The 17556-nt window shown below is 47.4% G+C and carries 24 protein-coding genes and 2 pseudogenes; 22 read left to right on the top strand and 4 right to left on the bottom strand.

Annotated elements, in window-relative coordinates:
• Positions 1 to 40 precede the first annotated feature (40 nt).
• The 5 genes from KCG54_RS00640 (at position 41) to KCG54_RS00620 (ending at position 3692) form a co-directional block, all read left to right on the top strand.
• Positions 41 to 700 carry an amino acid ABC transporter permease gene (locus KCG54_RS00640; RefSeq protein ID WP_003748035.1) on the top strand — a complete coding sequence of 220 codons (660 nt, stop codon included), beginning with the start codon at positions 41 to 43 and terminating at the stop codon, positions 698 to 700.
• On the top strand, positions 690 to 1358 hold the full coding sequence (locus tag KCG54_RS00635; protein ID WP_254324344.1) for an amino acid ABC transporter permease: 669 nt from the start codon (positions 690 to 692) through the stop codon (positions 1356 to 1358). The genes KCG54_RS00640 and KCG54_RS00635 overlap by 11 nt, the downstream gene beginning before the upstream one ends.
• Position 1359: 1 nt before the next feature.
• Positions 1360 to 2091, top strand: a complete 732-nt coding sequence (locus KCG54_RS00630; protein WP_254324343.1) for an amino acid ABC transporter ATP-binding protein — start codon at positions 1360 to 1362, stop codon at positions 2089 to 2091.
• Positions 2092 to 2166: 75 nt separating this feature from the next.
• Positions 2167 to 3021, top strand: coding sequence for an amino acid ABC transporter substrate-binding protein (locus KCG54_RS00625; protein ID WP_070837101.1), 855 nt, complete (start codon positions 2167 to 2169; stop codon positions 3019 to 3021).
• A gap of 215 nt (positions 3022 to 3236) precedes the next feature.
• Positions 3237 to 3692 carry a four-helix bundle copper-binding protein gene (locus KCG54_RS00620; RefSeq protein WP_101755769.1) on the top strand — a complete coding sequence of 152 codons (456 nt, stop codon included), beginning with the start codon at positions 3237 to 3239 and terminating at the stop codon, positions 3690 to 3692.
• Between the two features lie 61 nt (positions 3693 to 3753).
• On the opposite strand, the gene KCG54_RS00615 is transcribed toward KCG54_RS00620, so the two are convergent.
• A complete protein-coding gene (locus tag KCG54_RS00615; RefSeq protein WP_101755768.1) occupies positions 3754 to 4287 on the bottom strand; it encodes an acyltransferase in 534 nt (177 codons plus the stop codon).
• Positions 4288 to 4568: 281 nt separating this feature from the next.
• Here KCG54_RS00615 and rpmE point away from each other — a divergent pair, with 281 nt between their 5' ends.
• The 17 genes and pseudogenes from rpmE (at position 4569) to KCG54_RS00540 (ending at position 14847) form a co-directional block, all read left to right on the top strand.
• Positions 4569 to 4784 carry a 50S ribosomal protein L31 gene (rpmE, locus tag KCG54_RS00610; protein WP_003681847.1) on the top strand — a complete coding sequence of 72 codons (216 nt, stop codon included), beginning with the start codon at positions 4569 to 4571 and terminating at the stop codon, positions 4782 to 4784.
• Between the two features lie 235 nt (positions 4785 to 5019).
• Positions 5020 to 6678, top strand: coding sequence for an ArnT family glycosyltransferase (locus tag KCG54_RS00605; protein WP_254324342.1), 1659 nt, complete (start codon positions 5020 to 5022; stop codon positions 6676 to 6678).
• 138 nt (positions 6679 to 6816) lie between these two features.
• Complete coding sequence (locus KCG54_RS00600) at positions 6817 to 7704, top strand: hypothetical protein (RefSeq protein ID WP_254324971.1); 888 nt, start codon at positions 6817 to 6819, stop codon at positions 7702 to 7704.
• Between the two features lie 36 nt (positions 7705 to 7740).
• The gene (locus KCG54_RS12025; RefSeq protein ID WP_432761020.1) at positions 7741 to 7815 is read left to right on the top strand and encodes an HNH endonuclease; all 75 of its coding nucleotides are present in this window, start codon (positions 7741 to 7743) and stop codon (positions 7813 to 7815) included.
• 2 nt (positions 7816 to 7817) lie between these two features.
• Positions 7818 to 8294 carry an SMI1/KNR4 family protein gene (locus KCG54_RS00595; protein ID WP_254324341.1) on the top strand — a complete coding sequence of 159 codons (477 nt, stop codon included), beginning with the start codon at positions 7818 to 7820 and terminating at the stop codon, positions 8292 to 8294.
• Positions 8295 to 8515: 221 nt separating this feature from the next.
• Positions 8516 to 8911, top strand: a complete 396-nt coding sequence (locus KCG54_RS00590; protein WP_254324340.1) for a hypothetical protein — start codon at positions 8516 to 8518, stop codon at positions 8909 to 8911.
• A gap of 1 nt (position 8912) precedes the next feature.
• Positions 8913 to 9095 (top strand): annotated as a pseudogene (locus KCG54_RS00585) (hypothetical protein); the annotation flags it as partial.
• A gap of 76 nt (positions 9096 to 9171) precedes the next feature.
• On the top strand, positions 9172 to 9414 hold the full coding sequence (locus KCG54_RS00580; protein WP_254324339.1) for a hypothetical protein: 243 nt from the start codon (positions 9172 to 9174) through the stop codon (positions 9412 to 9414).
• Between the two features lie 11 nt (positions 9415 to 9425).
• On the top strand, positions 9426 to 9860 hold the full coding sequence (locus KCG54_RS00575; protein WP_254324338.1) for a hypothetical protein: 435 nt from the start codon (positions 9426 to 9428) through the stop codon (positions 9858 to 9860).
• A 264-nt stretch (positions 9861 to 10124) separates the two neighbouring features.
• On the top strand, positions 10125 to 10361 hold the full coding sequence (locus KCG54_RS00570) for a YrhB domain-containing protein (protein ID WP_081456507.1): 237 nt from the start codon (positions 10125 to 10127) through the stop codon (positions 10359 to 10361).
• A gap of 80 nt (positions 10362 to 10441) precedes the next feature.
• Positions 10442 to 10682 (top strand): annotated as a pseudogene (locus tag KCG54_RS11995) (hypothetical protein); the annotation flags it as partial.
• 189 nt (positions 10683 to 10871) lie between these two features.
• Positions 10872 to 11672 carry an ABC transporter ATP-binding protein gene (locus tag KCG54_RS00565; RefSeq protein ID WP_254324337.1) on the top strand — a complete coding sequence of 267 codons (801 nt, stop codon included), beginning with the start codon at positions 10872 to 10874 and terminating at the stop codon, positions 11670 to 11672.
• 65 nt (positions 11673 to 11737) lie between these two features.
• Positions 11738 to 12514 (top strand): lipid asymmetry maintenance ABC transporter permease subunit MlaE, encoded by a 777-nt coding sequence (mlaE, locus tag KCG54_RS00560; RefSeq protein ID WP_107848613.1) that lies wholly within the window; start codon positions 11738 to 11740, stop codon positions 12512 to 12514.
• Positions 12515 to 12563: 49 nt separating this feature from the next.
• Entirely contained in the window at positions 12564 to 13058 is a 495-nt protein-coding gene (gene mlaD, locus KCG54_RS00555) for an outer membrane lipid asymmetry maintenance protein MlaD (protein ID WP_003681819.1), read from the top strand.
• A gap of 32 nt (positions 13059 to 13090) precedes the next feature.
• A complete protein-coding gene (locus KCG54_RS00550) occupies positions 13091 to 13681 on the top strand; it encodes an MlaC/ttg2D family ABC transporter substrate-binding protein (RefSeq protein WP_049332874.1) in 591 nt (196 codons plus the stop codon).
• A 63-nt stretch (positions 13682 to 13744) separates the two neighbouring features.
• Positions 13745 to 14023 carry an STAS domain-containing protein gene (locus KCG54_RS00545; protein ID WP_036493932.1) on the top strand — a complete coding sequence of 93 codons (279 nt, stop codon included), beginning with the start codon at positions 13745 to 13747 and terminating at the stop codon, positions 14021 to 14023.
• A complete protein-coding gene (locus tag KCG54_RS00540) occupies positions 14020 to 14847 on the top strand; it encodes an MlaA family lipoprotein (protein ID WP_254324336.1) in 828 nt (275 codons plus the stop codon). Before KCG54_RS00545 ends, KCG54_RS00540 begins: the two co-directional genes overlap by 4 nt.
• 223 nt (positions 14848 to 15070) lie before the next feature.
• Here KCG54_RS00540 and KCG54_RS00535 read toward each other — a convergent pair whose 3' ends face one another.
• The 3 genes from KCG54_RS00535 to tssJ are packed head-to-tail and all read right to left on the bottom strand — an operon-like array spanning position 15071 to position 17550.
• Entirely contained in the window at positions 15071 to 16552 is a 1482-nt protein-coding gene (locus tag KCG54_RS00535) for a hypothetical protein (protein WP_254324335.1), read from the bottom strand.
• A 45-nt stretch (positions 16553 to 16597) separates the two neighbouring features.
• Positions 16598 to 17011, bottom strand: a complete 414-nt coding sequence (tssE, locus tag KCG54_RS00530) for a type VI secretion system baseplate subunit TssE (protein ID WP_049332879.1) — start codon at positions 17009 to 17011, stop codon at positions 16598 to 16600.
• Positions 17011 to 17550, bottom strand: coding sequence for a type VI secretion system lipoprotein TssJ (gene tssJ, locus KCG54_RS00525; RefSeq protein WP_049332881.1), 540 nt, complete (start codon positions 17548 to 17550; stop codon positions 17011 to 17013). Before tssJ ends, tssE begins: the two co-directional genes overlap by 1 nt.
• Between the last annotated feature and the right edge of the window lie 6 nt (positions 17551 to 17556).

Here is a 17556-nt window from a genome sequence, read left to right as displayed (position 1 = left end):
GTTAAAATACTGCCTTTATCATGCTGATTGTCTGACTCTGATGAACTGGTCTTATCTGATCGATGCCATCCCTAAATTTGTCGATGCGGCAAAGCTGACGCTGGAATTGTCGGTATATGGCGTCGTTTTGTCGTTGCTGTTCGGCCTGCCCGTTGCCGTGGTTACGGCATACCGCATCCGCCCCTTCTACGCATTGGCACGCGCCTATATCGAGCTGTCGCGCAATACGCCACTGCTGATCCAATTGTTTTTCCTGTATTACGGCCTGCCGAAAATGGGCATTAAATGGGACGGTTTCACCTGCGGCGTGATCGCACTGGTTTTCTTAGGCGCAAGCTACATGGCGGAAGCCATCCGCGCCGGTATTTTGGCCGTCCCCAAAGGGCAGATCGAAGCGGGCAAGGCCATCGGTTTGAGCCGCTTTCAAGTGTTCCGCTATGTCGAATTGCCTCAGGCATGGGCGGTCGCCGTTCCCGCCATCGGCGCAAACGTATTGTTTTTGATGAAAGAAACATCTATCGTCAGCGCGGTCGGCATTGCAGAATTGTTGTTCGTTACCAAAGACATCATCGGCATGGACTATAAAACTAACGAGGCATTGTTCCTGCTGTTTGCCAGCTACCTGATTATCCTTCTGCCCGTTTCGCTTCTGGCGCGCTGGGCCGAAAACCGCGTACGGAGTGCAAAATATGGTGTTTGACTGGCTGTTTGAAGGACAAAATGCTGCACGCTTGGGCGAAGGCCTGTTGCTGACGGCGCAGATTTCCCTGGCCTCCGTTGCCACCTCCTGCGTATTGGGTACGCTGTTCGGCTTGGTTTTGCGTTCGCGCAACCGGCTCATCCGCTTTATCGGACGGTTTTATCTCGAAACCATCCGAATCGTACCGATTTTGGTGTGGCTGTTCGGCCTGTATTTCGGCCTATCCGTCTGGACAGGCATCCACATCGACGGATTTTGGGTCTGTGTCTGGGTATTTACCATGTGGGGCATCGCCGAAATGGGCGATTTGGTCCGCGGCGCATTGGAATCGATTGAAAAACACCAGGTCGAATCAGGCCTGGCACTCGGCTTGAGCCGCGGGCAGGTATTCCGCTACATCGAGCTGCCGCAAAGCATCCGCCGCGTATTGCCCGGTGCCGTCAATCTGTTTACGCGCATGATCAAAACCAGCTCGCTCGCCTCCCTTATCGGCGTCATCGAAGTCGTCAAAGTCGGCCAGCAAATCATCGAAAACTCGCTGCTGACGCAACCCAATGCTTCATTTTGGGTTTACGGCCTGATTTTTATGCTGTATTTCTTCTGTTGCTGGCCGCTGTCGCTGCTGGCGGCAAAACTTGAACAAAAATGGGAACACTGACATGGCTTTACTGAGCATCCGCAACCTGCACAAACAATACGGCAACGTAACCGCCATTCAATCCTTAGACTTGGACTTGGAAAAAGGCGAAGTCATCGTACTGCTGGGCCCGTCCGGCTGCGGCAAATCCACCCTCCTGCGCTGCGTAAACGGTTTGGAGCCGCACCAAGGCGGCAGCATCGTGATGGATAGAGTCGGCGAATTCGGCAAAGACGTTTCCTGGCAAACCGCCCGGCAAAAAGTTGGCATGGTCTTTCAAAGCTATGAACTGTTTGCCCACATGACCGTCATCGAAAACATCCTCTTAGGCCCGGTGAAAGTACAAAACCGCAACCGTGCCGAAGCAGAGGCACAAGCCGACAAACTGCTGGAACGCGTCGGCCTGCTCGACCGCAAAAACGCCTATCCGCGCGAACTCTCCGGCGGCCAGAAACAACGCATCGCCATTGTCCGCGCCCTGTGCCTGAATCCGGAAGTCATCCTGCTGGACGAAATCACCGCCGCACTCGACCCCGAAATGGTGCGCGAAGTCTTGGAAGTGGTTTTAGAACTCGCCCATGAAGGCATGAGCATGCTCATCGTAACCCATGAAATGGGGTTTGCCCGCAAAGTTGCCGACCGCATCGTCTTCATGGACAAAGGCGGCATCGTCGAATCGTCCGACCCCGAAACCTTCTTCTCCGCCCCCAAAAGCGAACGCGCCCGCCAATTCTTGGCAGGCATGGACTACTGATTTTATTTTCAGGCCGTCCAAACCCTTTTTCAGACGGCCTCCACTTTCAACCAAACATTTGAAAAGGAAATACTCATGCAATTGAATGCTAAATTCAAAGCCCTCCTCGCCTCCGCCGCCATCGCCGTCGGCCTGACTGCTTGCGGAGGCGGCTCCGGCGATGCCCAATCTTCACAAAGCAGCGGCGCGGCGACCGTTGCCTCCATCAAAGAAAAAGGCGTCATCCGTATCGGTGTATTCGGCGACAAGCCTCCATTCGGCTATGTTGACGCCAACGGCAAAAACCAAGGCTTTGACGTTGAAATCGCCAAAGACCTGGCCAAAGACCTGCTCGGCAGCCCCGACAAAGTCGAATTCGTCCTGACCGAGGCCGCAAACCGCGTCGAATACGTCCGTTCCGGCAAAGTTGACCTCATCCTCGCCAACTTCACCAAAACACCCGAACGCGCCGAAGCCGTCGATTTCGCCGATCCTTACATGAAAGTGGCCTTGGGCGTAGTTTCCCCCAAAGACAAACCGATTACCGACGTTGCGCAATTGAAAGACCAAACCCTTCTGGTCAACAAAGGCACCACCGCCGACGCCTTCTTCACCAAAAACCATCCTGAAGTCAAACTGCTGAAATTCGACCAAAATACCGAAACCTTCGACGCACTGAAAGACGGCCGCGGCGTAGCACTCGCCCACGACAACGCCCTGCTGTGGGCATGGGCAAAAGAAAACCCAAATTTTGAAGTTGCCATCGGCAACCTCGGCCCTGCCGAATTCATCGCCCCGGCTGTTCAAAAAGGCAACACCGACCTCCTGAACTGGGTCAACGGCGAAATCGCCGCCATGAAAAAAGACGGCCGTCTGAAAGCCGCCTATGAAAAAACCCTCTTGCCTGTGTATGGCGAGAAAGTCAAACCGGAAGAATTGTTGGCGGAATAAACCGACTATTTTCTCGGCAAAAAGTCACTTTCCCGTATTTCAGCCATCCGATTTGTGATTAATTTAAACAAATATCATATCTAACAACAGGCCGTCTGAACGTGTTATCGATACCTTCAGACGGCCCATTGTTTAAAAACGAATAACATGATAACCTTTTAATAACGGATGAAATAATTCGTCCGATATTTCTACAAAGCAAAAAGGAAACTATGATGAACCGTCGTCAATTTATCGGCAGCGCCGCTGCTGTCTCTCTCACCGCCGCCGCTTCTTTTGCCCGTGCTCACGACCATGCACACCACGCCGGTCATGCTGGTCACGCGCACTCTGCACCGCGCGCCTACGAAGCTGCGCGCAAAGCAGCCGCACATTGCGTTGAAGCCGGCCAAATCTGCTTGGCGCACTGCATTGCCCTGTTGAGCTCCGGCGATACTTCCATGAAAGACTGCGCAACCGGCGTTAACCAAATGTTGGCACTGTGTGGCACATTGCAAAACCTCGCTGCCCAAAATTCACGCCTGACCCCGTCTTTGGCAAAAGTGTGCATCGAAGCCTGCAAACAATGTGCTGCCGCCTGCAAAGAACACGCCGGCCACCACGCTGAATGCAAAGCCTGCTACGAATCTTGCTTGGCTTGCATTAAAGAATGCGAAAAAATTGCTGCTTAATCAATATTAAAAAAGGCCGTCTGAATTTCAGACGGCCTTTTATTTTGCTATTTTGTTTACGCTATTCGGCTGCAAGCTCTTGCTCATCCAGCAGTTTTTTCCGAACAATCGCAGGGTTGCCCGCAGCCACGCAATAAGGCGGCACATCTTTGGTAACCACCGAACCTGCGCCGATTACCGCGCCCTTACCGATGGTAACGCCGCCCATGATAATCGCACGCCGACCAATCCAGACATCGTCTTCAATCACAATCGGGTGGATGTCTGTATAGCCTTCAAAGCGGCGGGTTTCAGGGTTGAATTTGTGGTTGGTCGAATAAAACAGGCATTCCGGCCCCATCATCACGTTCTTGCCGAGGGTCAGGCCGTGACAGATTTCGCAATTGACGCCGATACCCGAATTGTCGCCGATTACCGTATCCGGAAAAACATATCCGCCTTTTTCAATATTGACGTTTTTGCCGATGTTTGGGGAAATACACGCAGCCAAAGCGGCACGGAATTTTTGCGCAATTCTGCCGAATGGTTTGCAATAAGACGGAGGCAACATTCCTCCCCAAACACGCAAAATGCACGTCAATATCCTTTTCCACATTAATTCCGTCTCCTGTTCGTACAAGCGTAAATATTATTCAGACTATTATTCTTCTTAAAGTTTCACATCTAGAGGAGGTTTTACATCCTCTTTTCAGTTAGATTACAGCCCGATTACACAACATTTGGTTTGAAACTCTATTCTAAACTGTTCTCGCCTGTTGCGAAACTGCCCGCTACGCAAAATATCCGCTTGACGAAACAACCAAAAATAGCGAAAATTCCACTCTTAACTGAAGTACAGGCAAAACCCCTGTGCCCGCTTAATCGAAAGGAAATCAAATGAAACAAGGTATTCACCCGAACTACCACGAAATCAACGTTACCTGCTCTTGCGGCAACAAATTCGTGACCAAATCCGCAATGGAAAAAGACAGCTTCAACGTTGAGGTTTGCTCTCTGTGCCACCCTTTCTACACCGGTACTCAAAAAATCGTCGACACTACCGGTCGCGTGGACAAATTCAACAACAAATTCGGCAACCTGTTCAAACGCTAATCGCCGCTTTGTCAAAAAGACTGCTTCGTGCAGTCTTTTTTGCATTCAGGCCGTCTGAAACTTTTCTTTCAGACGGCCTGAGCTTTTTGTCGTCAACCAAATGCCATATCCTTCCAAACACCCGATAAAAACGAGCCATAAGCATTATTTTACAAAGCTCTCCGGTCCGGCATATCGCGCAAACCCGTCAAACCCTGTACCATTGCTATTCAAACCAACCGTTTTTTGACCTTCCATGCTGACTTACACACCGCCCGATCCGCACCGCCCCCAAAAAACCCATGAAAAACCATGGCTTCTGCTGCTGATGGCCTTTGCCTGGCTGTGGCCGGGCGTGTTCTCGCATGACTTGTGGAATCCTGCCGAACCCTCCCTCTTTACCGCCTCCGAGTCCATGAAAAACGGCGGCAGCCTGTTGGTTGCACAAATCTTCGGCCAACCCGATTTCACCATCTCCCCTGCTTTTTTGTGGGCGGCAACCGCATTCCAAACCCTGTTTTCGCCTTGGGCGGCCGATACCTATGATGCCTCACGTTTTGCCGGCGTGGTATTCACCGCCATCGGACTGACCGCCTGCGGTTTTGCCGGTTTCAACTTTCTCGGCAGACACCATGGCCGCAGCGTTGTCTTAATCCTTATCGGCAGCATCGGTTTGCTGCCCATCGCCCACTTTCTCAACCCCATGTCGGCTGCTTTTGCCGCATTTGGATTGATTCTGTGCGGCTTTTCACTGGCACGCCGCCGCGTCATTATTGCCATTTTGCTGTTGTGCGGCGGCTGGGTTTTACTCTCCCTATCCTCAGGCTATCTGCTGACTGCGGCCATGATTTTTTTGGCACTTGCCCTATCGTTCCATTCCACTTGGCAGAGCAAACGCTATTTACTGACCCTGATTGGCGCCATCGTCGTTTCCCTGCCCCTGCTGATTCTGTATCCGCTGGTTTTATCAAAAACCAATCCCGAATGGTTTGATATTTGGTTCAACCATTATTCCTTAGGCGTATTCGGCGGCCTCCATCAGATTCAGACGGCCTTCAACCTGCCCTATTATCTGAAAAACCTGCTGTGGTTTGTCTTACCTGCTTGGCCGCTGGCGGCATGGACGCTCAGCCGCACGCGTATCCACGATAAAAACTGGGGTATTCTGAGCCTGTCGTGGCTGGTTATCATGACAGCCCTGCTCGCCATCAATCCTCAACGCCTGCAAGACAACCTCGTTTGGCTGCTGCCGCCGCTCGCCCTGCTCGGCGCGGCACAACTGGACGGCCTGCGTCGCGGCGCAGCGGCATTTATCAACTGGTTCGGCATTATGGCATTCGGTCTGATTGCCGTGTTCCTGTGGCTGGGCTTCTTCGCCATGAACTACGGCTGGCCTGCCAAACTGGCCGAACGCGCCACCTATTTCAGCCCGTACTACGTCCCCGACATCGACCCGATTCCGATGGCCGTCGCCCTGCTGTTTACCCCGTTATGGCTTTGGGCGATTACGCGTAAAAACATCCGCGGCCGCCAAGCCGTAACCAACTGGGCAGCCGGCGTTACCTTGGCCTGGGCCTTGCTGATGACTCTGTTTTTACCGTGGCTCAACGCCGCCAAAAGCCATGCGCCGGTAGTACACCAAATGGAAGCCGCGCTTTCTTCCGAATTGAAACAGAAACTTTCAGACGGCCTCGAATGTATCAGCATCGACGGCCAAGACCAGCGCACACGAATCGCATGGACACAATACAGCCATATTAAAACCACGACCAACAACCCGTCCTGCCGCTACCGCCTCATCCGCCAAGCCGCTAATGTCGACGCACCTTCGGGTTGGCAAACCTTGTGGCAAGGCGCAAGACCGCGTAACAAAGCCGAGACTTTCCTATTGCTGGAAAAAACTGCGACGCAATAAATCACACCAGCCTCAAAACTGAATATTCCCAGTTCAACAAAGGCCGTCTGAAAGAACTTTTATCCTTTCAGACGGCCTTTGACTCACTTTAACATCGCTTCCCGTACAATGGCTCTTTTCCCTTATCTGCCTAAAAATATGAAACCCAACCGCCTTTTGCCCCTTGTCCTCTTATTGACCGCCCTCTCCGCCCATGCCAAAGATTTCATTATCTACGACCGCATGGACTACGTCAGCAAACCCGACCTTACTGCCGACAAACTCTCCAAAGTGTTCTTGGTTTACGAAAGCGAGCTGGTCAAACCCGATCCGACGGGCAAACGCAAACACGGCGTACTCAACGAAGCGCGCATCCGTGAATTGGCCAAACAATCGCGCCGCGAAGGCTACCGCACCATTTCCACCGACATCGAAAGCTGGTTTGCCGAAAAAGACGGCCAGCTGCTGACACCCGATGAATTGAAAACCGACTTCGCACGAATGTACCAAATCTTCAGAGAAGAAAACCCGCGCGCCGTCATCAGCAACTACGGCATGCCTTCCGAACACCTGCACGGCATCCGCCACTACCGCCCCAACGTTGACAACGAAACCATCTTGGCCAAATGGCGGCAAGTCAGCAAACGCCGTGCGCCCACCGCCGCCATCAGCGACTATGCCAATCCCGTGTTCTACATCACTTCCCCCGATTTGGTGCAATGGGAAAAAGACGTGAAAACCGCCGTCGACGACATCCATCAACGCTTTCCCAACAAAAAAATCATCGGCTACATCTGGCCGCAATATTATTCGGCCACCAACAGCCCTTATTTCAAACAATTCATCGACCCCGTCCGCTGGCGCAAAATGCTCGAAATCAGCAAAAAATACACCGACGGCGTGATCATCTGGTCGGATAAGCGCGATGAAAACAACCAAATCGTGCGTTGGAACGATCCGCGCATTCAAGCCACGATGAAAGCAACTCAAGCCTTCATCCATGCCAATGCCAAAGAAATCAAGGTGGAAGGTTTGCAGAAATATTAAAAACAAGGCGGGCATATTTGCCCGCCTCTTTATAATATGCAGTTAATTCCTAATAGTATTCATAAAGCTGTTAGGCATACTGGTCAAAAATCGTTAAATAAAGGTCGGTAAAAATGAGAAAACTATCAATATTATCAGATGAGGGATTGGTTCCAATAAGAACAATTCAACAATTTGCTGAAGATGTAGGGGTCGTTTTTCCTGTTTCATATGTATCACTTCTTAGCAAACATGATCATTTATACCCTAAAGAAAATATTTTCAATTTTATCAATCAATACGGTGAAAATGATGAAAGGGACATTTCATTTTTAGGGTATAAGCAAAATTTAGGCTATGAAGATATTTATAGCTATTCATGTATTGATGATGAATATGGGTATGCAAAAAAAGTGATTGCTTTTGGGATTTCAGCTAATGGCGATTATATCTGTTTTGATTACAGAAAATGCAATGAAAATCCATGTATCATTCTGATGTATCATGATGATTTTTATGAAGATGTGAATGGAGATACGAAAATGGTAACTAACCATATTGCAGATAGTTTTGATGCCTTTTTAGATATGCTATATGAACTTTCAGATTAAGTGTGTAGGTTGAGTTGAAAACCCAACTAAATTAAAAAGATCGTCTAAAATCAGCGGCCTTAAAGAAGGACGAACAGACAGCTCTTAAAATTTATTCCGTCATAAAAGAGCAAGTCAAGCATGAATGCAGTTCCAAAGGAAGAATTACCGAATGTCGTCAAAATGTAGGACGCATCATCGAATTTATCCAAGATAAACACTTTGACAGTCGGTTTAAGGACTTGAAAAACGAATCCATAGGCTATCTAAACCGACATCCCGATTGGGTGACCGACTACCTGAAGGCCGAATATGAAAAGCTGGATGCGGAAGACAAAAGCATCCTACACCGCTACGTCAAACCCGGAGCTGAAATCGTTTCGGGCAGTTTGGGGGTTGTTCTTTCAGGAGTAGCCGGAGGCGGATCTTGTGCCGAGACTTTCGGCTTAGGCTGTGCCGCCACTTTGGTTGGTGTAACGTCTTCCTACGATCATGTCATTACTGGGACGAAAAACTTCGGAAAAAAAAACCAGCGAGCAACGACCGACGATTACGGTCCAGACCTTGAAGCAGTTGGGGTTGTCGGAGCAGGCTGCGAAATATGTTCAGTTCTCTATAGATTTGTTCAGTGTGGGTAAATCGGGGGCCAGTATGCCTAAGGCTAAGCCTGTGTCTGATGCAAAACCGAGATGGGAGGTTGATAGGAAGCTTAATAAATTGACAACTCGTGGGCAGGGGGAGAAAAATGTTCAGGAAATAAGAAACGGAAATAAAAACAGCAACTTTAACCAACATACTCAAATAAAAAAAGAAATTAAGCAGAGGTCCATCTGGGCTAATCGGAAAAGAATTTGAAGATTGGTTAGTTAAATTTCATGGAGGAAATGGAAGCTTTAAAATGGGAGGGAGAGAGTTTGATGGTGCTATTACAATCAATCGTTGGTATGAAGCCAAATCTGGTAATTTCTGGAGAGATCACACTTCTACACCTCAAAAATTCGAAAGATTTAAATCAGATATGGGTGATAGACTGAAAATTGCAACAAAAAATGGAGCAACATATGAATTACATTCAAATACACCAATCCCCAAACATGTTAAAGAATTTTTGAACAAAAAAGGTATTAAATATTTTGTATAGGAGATTTAAAAATGTCAAGAAGTGTAAATTTAGATATTGATTTATCCATGAATAATAAAAAATTTTCTCGTTATGAAATACTAGAATGCTTATTGTATGGAGGTTGGAGTTTTCTAGATGATGGAAATTTTGTTTACTTGCCACTTGGCGATAAAGACTATGATTGGAATTCAGCTTCTATGTCAGAAAAAGAAATTTTAAATTTTTTAAGAATAAAAAGCAATTTAGATGAAGTAATCGGATTTTCAATAACCTGGGCTGACACCAATATTGGTGGACAAGTTTTATTTTTCCCTAATTTTGAATTCTCATTTAGCATCACCATTAATATTAAAAATTTTGATAAAGACATAGTTGATGTTAACTGGTATTTGATTAAATTATTACCTATTTTTAATAAGAATGGTATTTTATATAATTCTATTAGATATCAGGAATATAGATAAATCATAAATTAGTAAGCCGTAGCCCATATGAAATCTAAACTCAACAAGTAGGATGTGCATGGAACGCACGCATACGGTTTTCAAGGTTTGAGCTAAGAGGCCGTCTGAAAACAGAAAAACCGTTTCAGACGGCCTTTGTTTAACGCCATCGATCCAGCAGGCCATAAAGTGCAATTATCCAAAAAGGTATATTGATGGGCAAATACAAAAAGGAGGAGAAGTCAATTTTACTATCTTCAAACATTTTCAATTTGGGGTATTTCCATGGTCATTACTTATCAAGAAGCAAAGAAAATCGCAGTATCTTTTTTAAGTCAAATAGAGCAAGAAATGGGAATTTCATTGTTAATAGTTGAATCTCATGTACGAGAAAATGATGATGGGTGGGTTTTCCCATATCAGTCAAAAGAATATTTAGAAACAATGGATATAAACAAATCTATTATTGGAAATTGGCCTATATTTGTTTCTAAAAATGGAGGAGTTCCTTCTATTCGTTGATTCAAGCCCATTAGCTAAGTCCGTATCCCACTAAACTTAAAACTATATGGATGAAAATAGACTCATAACGGGTGAAATATATGGACCAACAGGACGCTTTAGGCGTGGAGCAAATAACAAAATTAAAGAAATATATTATTCTACAAGAGAGAGGAAAGAAGATTTATCGATGTTTTATTCTTTCTTTTCACAAAGAATTCAATAGATATTGGATTAGCTGTGTCCTGTATAAGCGCCCCCAAAAAAAGTATTGATATTTGATGATAAAAATATTTTTATTGGATTTGATTCAGTTGTTTTTTTTGTATTTCTATACAAAATATACCTACACAGCCGTCTGTATGTTTGACACAACACGCAACAAAACGACCGTACCACCAACGCTTCTGCATTCTTTCACACGTTTTTACCCGTTATTCCTAAGCGCAGGCCGTCTGAAAATTGCCCGAATATCCAATACCCTTTACAATACCCGTAATTAAAATACATTTTTTGACACCCCTCTCCTGCATGAGTTCCACACCCTTCATCGAAATGAAAGACGTTGCCTTCGCATATGGCGACCGTCCTATTCTGAACAACATCAACTTCAGCATTCCACAAGGCAATTTCGCCGCCGTAATGGGTGGTTCGGGCAGCGGTAAAACCACGCTGATGCGCCTGATTACGGGTCAAATTCACCCACAATCGGGAAAAGTGCTGATTGAAGGGCGCGATTTGGCCGCATTTTCGGCGCAGGAACTGTACGAACACCGCCGCCGCATGGGCGTTTTGTTCCAACACGGCGCATTGTTCACCGACTTATCCGTCTTCGACAACATCGCCTTCCCTATGCGCGAGCTGACAGATTTGCCCGAAGCGGTCATCCGCGATTTGGTGGTGTTAAAACTGAATGCAGTCGGTTTGCGCGGTGTTGAAAACCTGATGCCTTCCGAGCTTTCCGGCGGTATGTCGCGCCGCGTCGCCCTCGCGCGTACGATTGCGCTCGACCCTGAAATCATGCTGTATGACGAGCCTTTCACCGGCCTCGACCCGATTTCGTTGGGCGTCATCGCCCACCTCATCAGCCGTGCCAACAAAGCCCTGCGCTCCACCAGCGTGATGGTAACGCATGATATTGAAAGGTCATTGGAAATTGTCAATCAAGTCATTTTCTTGGCACACGGCGAAATCATGTTCTCCGGCTCGCCCGAAGAAATGCGCGAACTCGACTCGCCTTGGGTGCGCCAGTTTGTCGGCGGTTTGGCAGACGGTCCTGTCGCCTACCGCTATCCGGCGCAAACGACTTTAAAACAAGACTTGCTGGGCTGATGTTCAGACGGCCTGAAACTTAAACAAGGCCGTCTGAAAACCATTTAACCAATCAACTGAAACCTATGAATTTTATCCGTTCCGTCGGGGCAAAAACCCTCGGCTTCATCCAATCGCTGGGCAGCATTACGCTGTTTTTCCTGCAGATCCTGGCCAAATCAGGTACGGCGTTTACCCGCCCGCGCCTGAGCATCCGCCAGGTTTACTTTGCAGGCGTGTTGTCTGTCCTGATTGTTGCCGTCTCCGGCCTGTTTGTCGGCATGGTATTGGGCTTGCAAGGCTATACGCAGCTGGCAAAATTCAAATCCGCCGATATTTTGGGCTATATGGTTGCCGCATCCCTGTTGCGCGAATTGGGTCCCGTATTGGCGGCTATTCTGTTTGCCAGCAGCGCGGGCGGTGCCATGACCAGCGAAATCGGTTTGATGAAAACCACCGAGCAGCTTGAAGCAATGAACGTGATGGCGGTCGACCCCGTGGCACGCGTGGTTGCGCCGCGCTTTTGGGCGGGCGTGTTTTCCATGCCTTTGCTGGCGTCGATTTTCAACGTTGCCGGCATTTACGGCGCGTATTTGGTCGGCGTTGAATGGCTGGGTTTGGACGGCGGTATTTTCTGGTCGCAAATGCAAAACAACATTACCTTCCATTACGACGTACTCAACGGCTTAATCAAATCCGCCGCTTTCGGCGTAGCCGTTACGCTGATCGCCGTACATCAGGGTTTCCACTGCGTACCGACCTCCGAAGGTATTTTGCGCGCCAGTACACGCACGGTAGTGTCTTCCGCCCTGACCATCCTCGCTGTCGACTTCATGTTGACTGCGTGGATGTTTACCGACTAAAGGCCGTCTGAAACGGCACTTAAAAAGAATGAAACAAGGACAATAGCACATGAAAAAAAATGCTTTGGAATTTTGGGTAGGACTGTTTGTCTTACTGGGCGCAGCCGCTATCGGCTTTCTCGCCTTCCGCGCCGCCGGCGGACAATCGTTCGGCAAATCCTCTCAAACCTACACCGTCTATGCCGATTTCAGCGACATCGGCGGCTTAAAAACCAACGCTCCGGTCAAATCCGCAGGCGTACTGGTGGGACGTGTTGCCTCCATTCAGCTCGACCCTAAATCCTATCAGGCAAAAGTCGCCCTCAATCTGGACAGCCAATATCAGTTCAGCAGCGACGTTTCCGCACAAATCCTGACTTCAGGCTTGTTGGGCGAACAATACATCGGCCTGCAACAAGGCGGCGATACTGATTCTTTGGCGGCAGGCGACACCATTACTGTTACCAGCTCCGCCATGGTTTTGGAAAACCTTATCGGCAAATTCATGACCAGCTTTGCCGAAAAAAACGCAGACAGTGAATCTGCCGGTCAAAACGAACAATAAACACATATCAACCCAATATTCAGGACACTCCCATGAAAAAAACTTCCTTCATCAGCGCATTGAGCATCGGCGTATTGAGCATCAGCATGGCCTTTGCCTCTCCTGCCGACGCAGTCAACCAAGTCCGTGAAAACTCCGTTCAAGTGCTGAAAATCCTCAACAGCGGCGACGCCAACACTGCACGCCAAAAAGCCGAAGCTTACGCCATCCCTTACTTCGACTTCCAACGCATGACCGCTTTGGCCGTCGGCAACCCATGGCGCACTGCGACTGACGCACAAAAACAAGCGTTGACCAAAGAGTTCCAAACCCTGCTGATCCGCACCTACTCCGGCACCATGCTGAAATTCAAAAACGCCAAGGTCAACATCAAAGACAACCCGGTCGTAAACAAAGGCGGTAAAGAAATCGTTGTCCGCGCCGAAATCAACGTTTCCGGCCAAAAACCGGTCAACATGGACTTCACCACCTACCAAAGTGGCAGCAGATACCGCGCATACAATGTCGCAGTCGAAGGCGCAAGCTTGGTTACCGTATACCGCAACCAATTCGGCGAAACCATCAAAGCCAAAGGTATTGATGGTCTGATTGCCGACTTGAAAGCCAAAAACGGCGGTAAATAATCCACCCCCGCACCATGCCGCCTGATGTTCAGACGGCATGGTGCCTTACATCATAAAGACACCATGCAAACAGAAATCCGCAACGGCACGCTCTACATCAGCGGCGACGTTACCGTCAAAACCCTGACTGCCTCCGCCTTTGCGCGCTACGAACAACAATGCCGTCTGAAAGAAACAGACAGCATAGACTTCAGCCAAGTAGGCAAAGCAGATTCCGCCTGCGTTTCCCTGCTGCTCAACGCTCTGCGCCGGACAGACAAAAAACCGACCATTCAAAACATTCCCGATTCCGTCCGCGCACTGGCCGAACTTTACGAAATCAAAGACTGGTTGCAATCATGAAAAAAACCACCGCTTCCCTCTGCCTCATCATCAGCCTTGCCTCCGCTCCCGCACTTGCCGAACGCAATCCGGCCGACCCTTACGAAGGCTACAATCGCACCGTTTCCAAGTTCAACGACAAAGCAGACAAATACGTCCTTTCCCCTGTAGCACGCGGCTATCGCAAAGTAACGCCCAAACCGGTGCGTACCGGCGTGAGCAACTTCTTCAACAACCTGCGCGATGTTGTCAGCTTCGGCAGCAACGTGCTGCGCCTTGACGTCAAACGCGCCAGCGAAGACCTCGTCCGCGTCGGCATCAACACCACCTTCGGCCTTGGCGGTTTAATCGACGTAGCCGGTGCAGGCGGCGTACCCAGCAATAAAAACACCCTCGGCGACACCTTCGCCTCATGGGGCTGGAAAAACAGCAACTACTTCGTTGTCCCCCTACTCGGCCCGTCTACCGTACGCGATACCGTCGGCAACGCCGTTACCACCGTCTATCCGGTTAAAAACGCCGTCTTCCACACCAGAGCAGGACGCTGGGGCACAACCGGCCAGCAAGCCATCAACACCCGTGAAGAACTGCTCGACCTGACCGACAGCCTCGAAGGCGCAGCCATCGACAAATACAGCTACACACGCGACCTTTACATGAAAGTCCGCTCCCAACAAACCGGCGGCACGCTTCCTCAAAGCGAAGACGACAACATCGACATCGATGACTTGGTGGACAGTAACACCACTTCCGAACCGGTAGCAGCACCCCAAACCGCTCCGGCAGAAATCCCCGATACAGCCAATCCCCAAACCCTGTATCAAACACTATCAGAAAATCTCTGATTTTCTGGGTATAAGAGCTACGAATAATTCATATGCTTACTGCCCATTAAATACAAAAAAAGCTTACTTAATGATATAAGTAAGCTTTTTTATTCACGAGAACGAATTTCTTAAGATCTTTTACAATTGCCTGAAGAATCAAAATCCATTTAACTTAAAACTAAGATTCTTCAGACGGCCTTTTCTCATAACTGAAGACTAACTCGACTATATTGGTTACCTTTTACTCAGCCACATCATCTTCATGCACAATAATGTGATTCACATAAACTGGCTGTGCAGAAACTTCATTCGATAATGAATCAGTTATTGGTGTTGATGCTTCGGTTCCCGATAAAGTATCGTGTGTAGAATGAGTTTCTTCTGTTACCTGGTCGGCTTGCGTCCCTACAGACGGAATACCCTCTAATTGTGTAGATTCTTGATTATCAGTTTTAGGCTGAGTTTCAAATACCGTTACACGATCTTCCACAGAGGACGATGCTGGAGTAACAACCTCTGGTACAGACGGTTTCTCTTCTACCCTATGATCAGCCTCTATAGAAGTCTCTTCTATTATAGGATTGTGTACCGTTTCAGAAGCTCCAGTCGGTTTAAATGCTTTGACTTCCTCCGGTTGTTCTACAACTTTAGGCTCTTCTACTACCGGTGGTTGTACTACCTCGGATGCTTCTACTGCCGATGACTGTTCTACAGTCTTAGCCGTTGCTGCATCCACTGGCTGCTCAACTTTAAACTCATCCACTATAGGTTGCACCACTACTGCAGGCATATCTGCTTCAGACGGCTGTTCTACAGTCTTAGTTTCTACAATCACTGGCTGTTCTGCAGCTTTAGATTCACTTGCTATTGGTGGTTGTTCTACTGCCTCAGGTGTTTCTACCATAGATGACTGCTCTACGGACTTAGTTTCTTCAACTACTGATTCTTCCACAGCCTTAGATTCATCTACTGCAGGTTGCTCTACCTTTTCAGGAGTCTCTACAGATTGAACATTTGGCTTAGATATATTTAACGTTGCAGGATCAACTGGAGTAGCATTTCCTCTATCCAATTTTTCAATATCTGCCTGTTTAGCATCTTCTGTTTTAACCTGCTTATCAAGAAGATTATCAGAAGAATATTGATCATCTTTAGACTTTTTACCGTCTTCAGCTTGTGTAATTTTTGAATGATGAGCCGGCTCAACTGATATCGTTGTTCCTGGTTCTTCTGCTGTTTGTTTCAGATTTTCTGGTTCTGTCACCGCTGGTTCTGCTTCCACCGGCTTCAATGCAGGATTGTGTGGCTCAGCCTTAGAATTTTTGTCTTCTAAATCTGGCTGCTGGTTTTCGCTTGGATATTTCTGAACAGCTTTTTCAGGAGATGAGGATTTAGTTTTGGCTGTATGGCAGTTTTCCCCTATTTTGATGAGTTCAATTCCAGAAACTAAAAAATTGGGGCTTTCTAATTTTCCTTTTAAAGCAACATAGATTGGCATGCTTTCAGGCATATTTTTTCTGGCACTGACAATCTCTGCTGTCGCTTCATAGCCATTTCCACTACCGGGTAATAAAGCATAAGTATTTTTCAGATTACAACTCTCAATTCGTACATAATTATTTTGAGTAACTAATGTACCTTCTAAATCATACTCTTTAGCTAAGGCTGTCTGGGCAGCTGCTGAAAGCAATACACTGCAAGTAAGAAAAAAGTGTTTAACCATATATTTAGTTCTTAATTTTAAAGTAATCTGTTGATACCTAAAAAGTTACGCTCGGCTGCGTTTAACAGAAACCGTTCCTTCAGGCATAAAATAAGTGTCTATGACTACAGCACCAGCATTTTCAATTTCACATTCAAGCTGATAGCATAAAACCATAATATTGTCTTTAGACTCAGTCAGTCGAATGTCTAAATTTCTCAATCTGGGTTCATATTTTAATAAGGTCTTCCGCATGAAATATCGTAAATCATGTGCACTAGACGGTAAATTCTTATAAACCATACTAAGGTCAGGGATTCCATAATCAGGCAAATGCTTCAAGGAACCACTCCGACTATTGAGAATGCGTTGGATATTATCTAAAACACTCCTAACTAACTGGAAACCATCTGGAAGCCCATCTAGTGGCAAGCCATCAGAATAAAACCCCGTTAATTTCTCATAGAGGGCTGCATCCATTATTTGACTTTCTTTTCGGTCTCTTGAATGACAACTTTATTATCTACCAACTCAACAACTAAAGGCTTTTTATTTTTCAGCTGTTTTTTGGATAGAAGCATTTTCCACGGTTGATCCTCTCCTACCCGATTATAAAAAGCCACGATACCAACATACTTGGTCTCTTTATCCAAGGTTTCATCCAAGCTGATAGTTTCACCAGGTCGAATGGTATATTGCTTATACCCTTCTACCAAATCATTGCCCAAAATGGTTTTATCTTGATTAAGCAAGTCACGATAAGATGCAACTTCATAATTCTGCTTATCTCTAAGCTGATAAATGCGAACAACTGTTGATAACGATTGACCCCGTTCATTTTGATTCAAACCATTACGAGCAACCAAGTCAATCTTTAATATCTTTAACTTAGTATAAAAGATACTTTTAGTTACATTGGTCGTACCATCTTTCACGCCTTGCAAAACCCCGCAACCTGATAATACCGCGCACAACAAAGCTAATGCACAGACTGACTGAATTCTAGTTTTCTTATTCATGATTTT

The organism is Neisseria subflava, from assembly GCF_024205705.1.
Taxonomy (GTDB): domain Bacteria; phylum Pseudomonadota; class Gammaproteobacteria; order Burkholderiales; family Neisseriaceae; genus Neisseria; species Neisseria subflava_D.
Note: the sequence above shows the minus strand (reverse complement) of the source record. Positions and strands in the feature narration are given on the sequence as shown.

Coding starts and splice junctions, on each gene's coding strand:
- mlaD (WP_003681819.1), top strand. CDS start 12,564: ATGAAAAAAAATGCTTTGGAATTTTGGGTAGGACTGTTTGTCTTACTG.
- KCG54_RS00635 (WP_254324344.1), top strand. CDS start 690: ATGGTGTTTGACTGGCTGTTTGAAGGACAAAATGCTGCACGCTTGGGC.
- mlaE (WP_107848613.1), top strand. CDS start 11,738: ATGAATTTTATCCGTTCCGTCGGGGCAAAAACCCTCGGCTTCATCCAA.
- KCG54_RS00545 (WP_036493932.1), top strand. CDS start 13,745: ATGCAAACAGAAATCCGCAACGGCACGCTCTACATCAGCGGCGACGTT.
- KCG54_RS00535 (WP_254324335.1), bottom strand. CDS start 16,552: ATGGTTAAACACTTTTTTCTTACTTGCAGTGTATTGCTTTCAGCAGCT.
- KCG54_RS00625 (WP_070837101.1), top strand. CDS start 2,167: ATGCAATTGAATGCTAAATTCAAAGCCCTCCTCGCCTCCGCCGCCATC.
- KCG54_RS00580 (WP_254324339.1), top strand. CDS start 9,172: ATGGGAGGGAGAGAGTTTGATGGTGCTATTACAATCAATCGTTGGTAT.
- KCG54_RS00630 (WP_254324343.1), top strand. CDS start 1,360: ATGGCTTTACTGAGCATCCGCAACCTGCACAAACAATACGGCAACGTA.
- KCG54_RS00595 (WP_254324341.1), top strand. CDS start 7,818: ATGAGAAAACTATCAATATTATCAGATGAGGGATTGGTTCCAATAAGA.
- KCG54_RS00620 (WP_101755769.1), top strand. CDS start 3,237: ATGAACCGTCGTCAATTTATCGGCAGCGCCGCTGCTGTCTCTCTCACC.
- tssE (WP_049332879.1), bottom strand. CDS start 17,011: ATGGATGCAGCCCTCTATGAGAAATTAACGGGGTTTTATTCTGATGGC.
- tssJ (WP_049332881.1), bottom strand. CDS start 17,550: ATGAATAAGAAAACTAGAATTCAGTCAGTCTGTGCATTAGCTTTGTTG.
- KCG54_RS00575 (WP_254324338.1), top strand. CDS start 9,426: ATGTCAAGAAGTGTAAATTTAGATATTGATTTATCCATGAATAATAAA.
- KCG54_RS00565 (WP_254324337.1), top strand. CDS start 10,872: ATGAGTTCCACACCCTTCATCGAAATGAAAGACGTTGCCTTCGCATAT.
- rpmE (WP_003681847.1), top strand. CDS start 4,569: ATGAAACAAGGTATTCACCCGAACTACCACGAAATCAACGTTACCTGC.
- KCG54_RS00640 (WP_003748035.1), top strand. CDS start 41: ATGAACTGGTCTTATCTGATCGATGCCATCCCTAAATTTGTCGATGCG.
- KCG54_RS00615 (WP_101755768.1), bottom strand. CDS start 4,287: ATGTGGAAAAGGATATTGACGTGCATTTTGCGTGTTTGGGGAGGAATG.
- KCG54_RS00540 (WP_254324336.1), top strand. CDS start 14,020: ATGAAAAAAACCACCGCTTCCCTCTGCCTCATCATCAGCCTTGCCTCC.
- KCG54_RS00605 (WP_254324342.1), top strand. CDS start 5,020: ATGCTGACTTACACACCGCCCGATCCGCACCGCCCCCAAAAAACCCAT.
- KCG54_RS00550 (WP_049332874.1), top strand. CDS start 13,091: ATGAAAAAAACTTCCTTCATCAGCGCATTGAGCATCGGCGTATTGAGC.
- KCG54_RS00570 (WP_081456507.1), top strand. CDS start 10,125: ATGGTCATTACTTATCAAGAAGCAAAGAAAATCGCAGTATCTTTTTTA.
- KCG54_RS00600 (WP_254324971.1), top strand. CDS start 6,817: ATGAAACCCAACCGCCTTTTGCCCCTTGTCCTCTTATTGACCGCCCTC.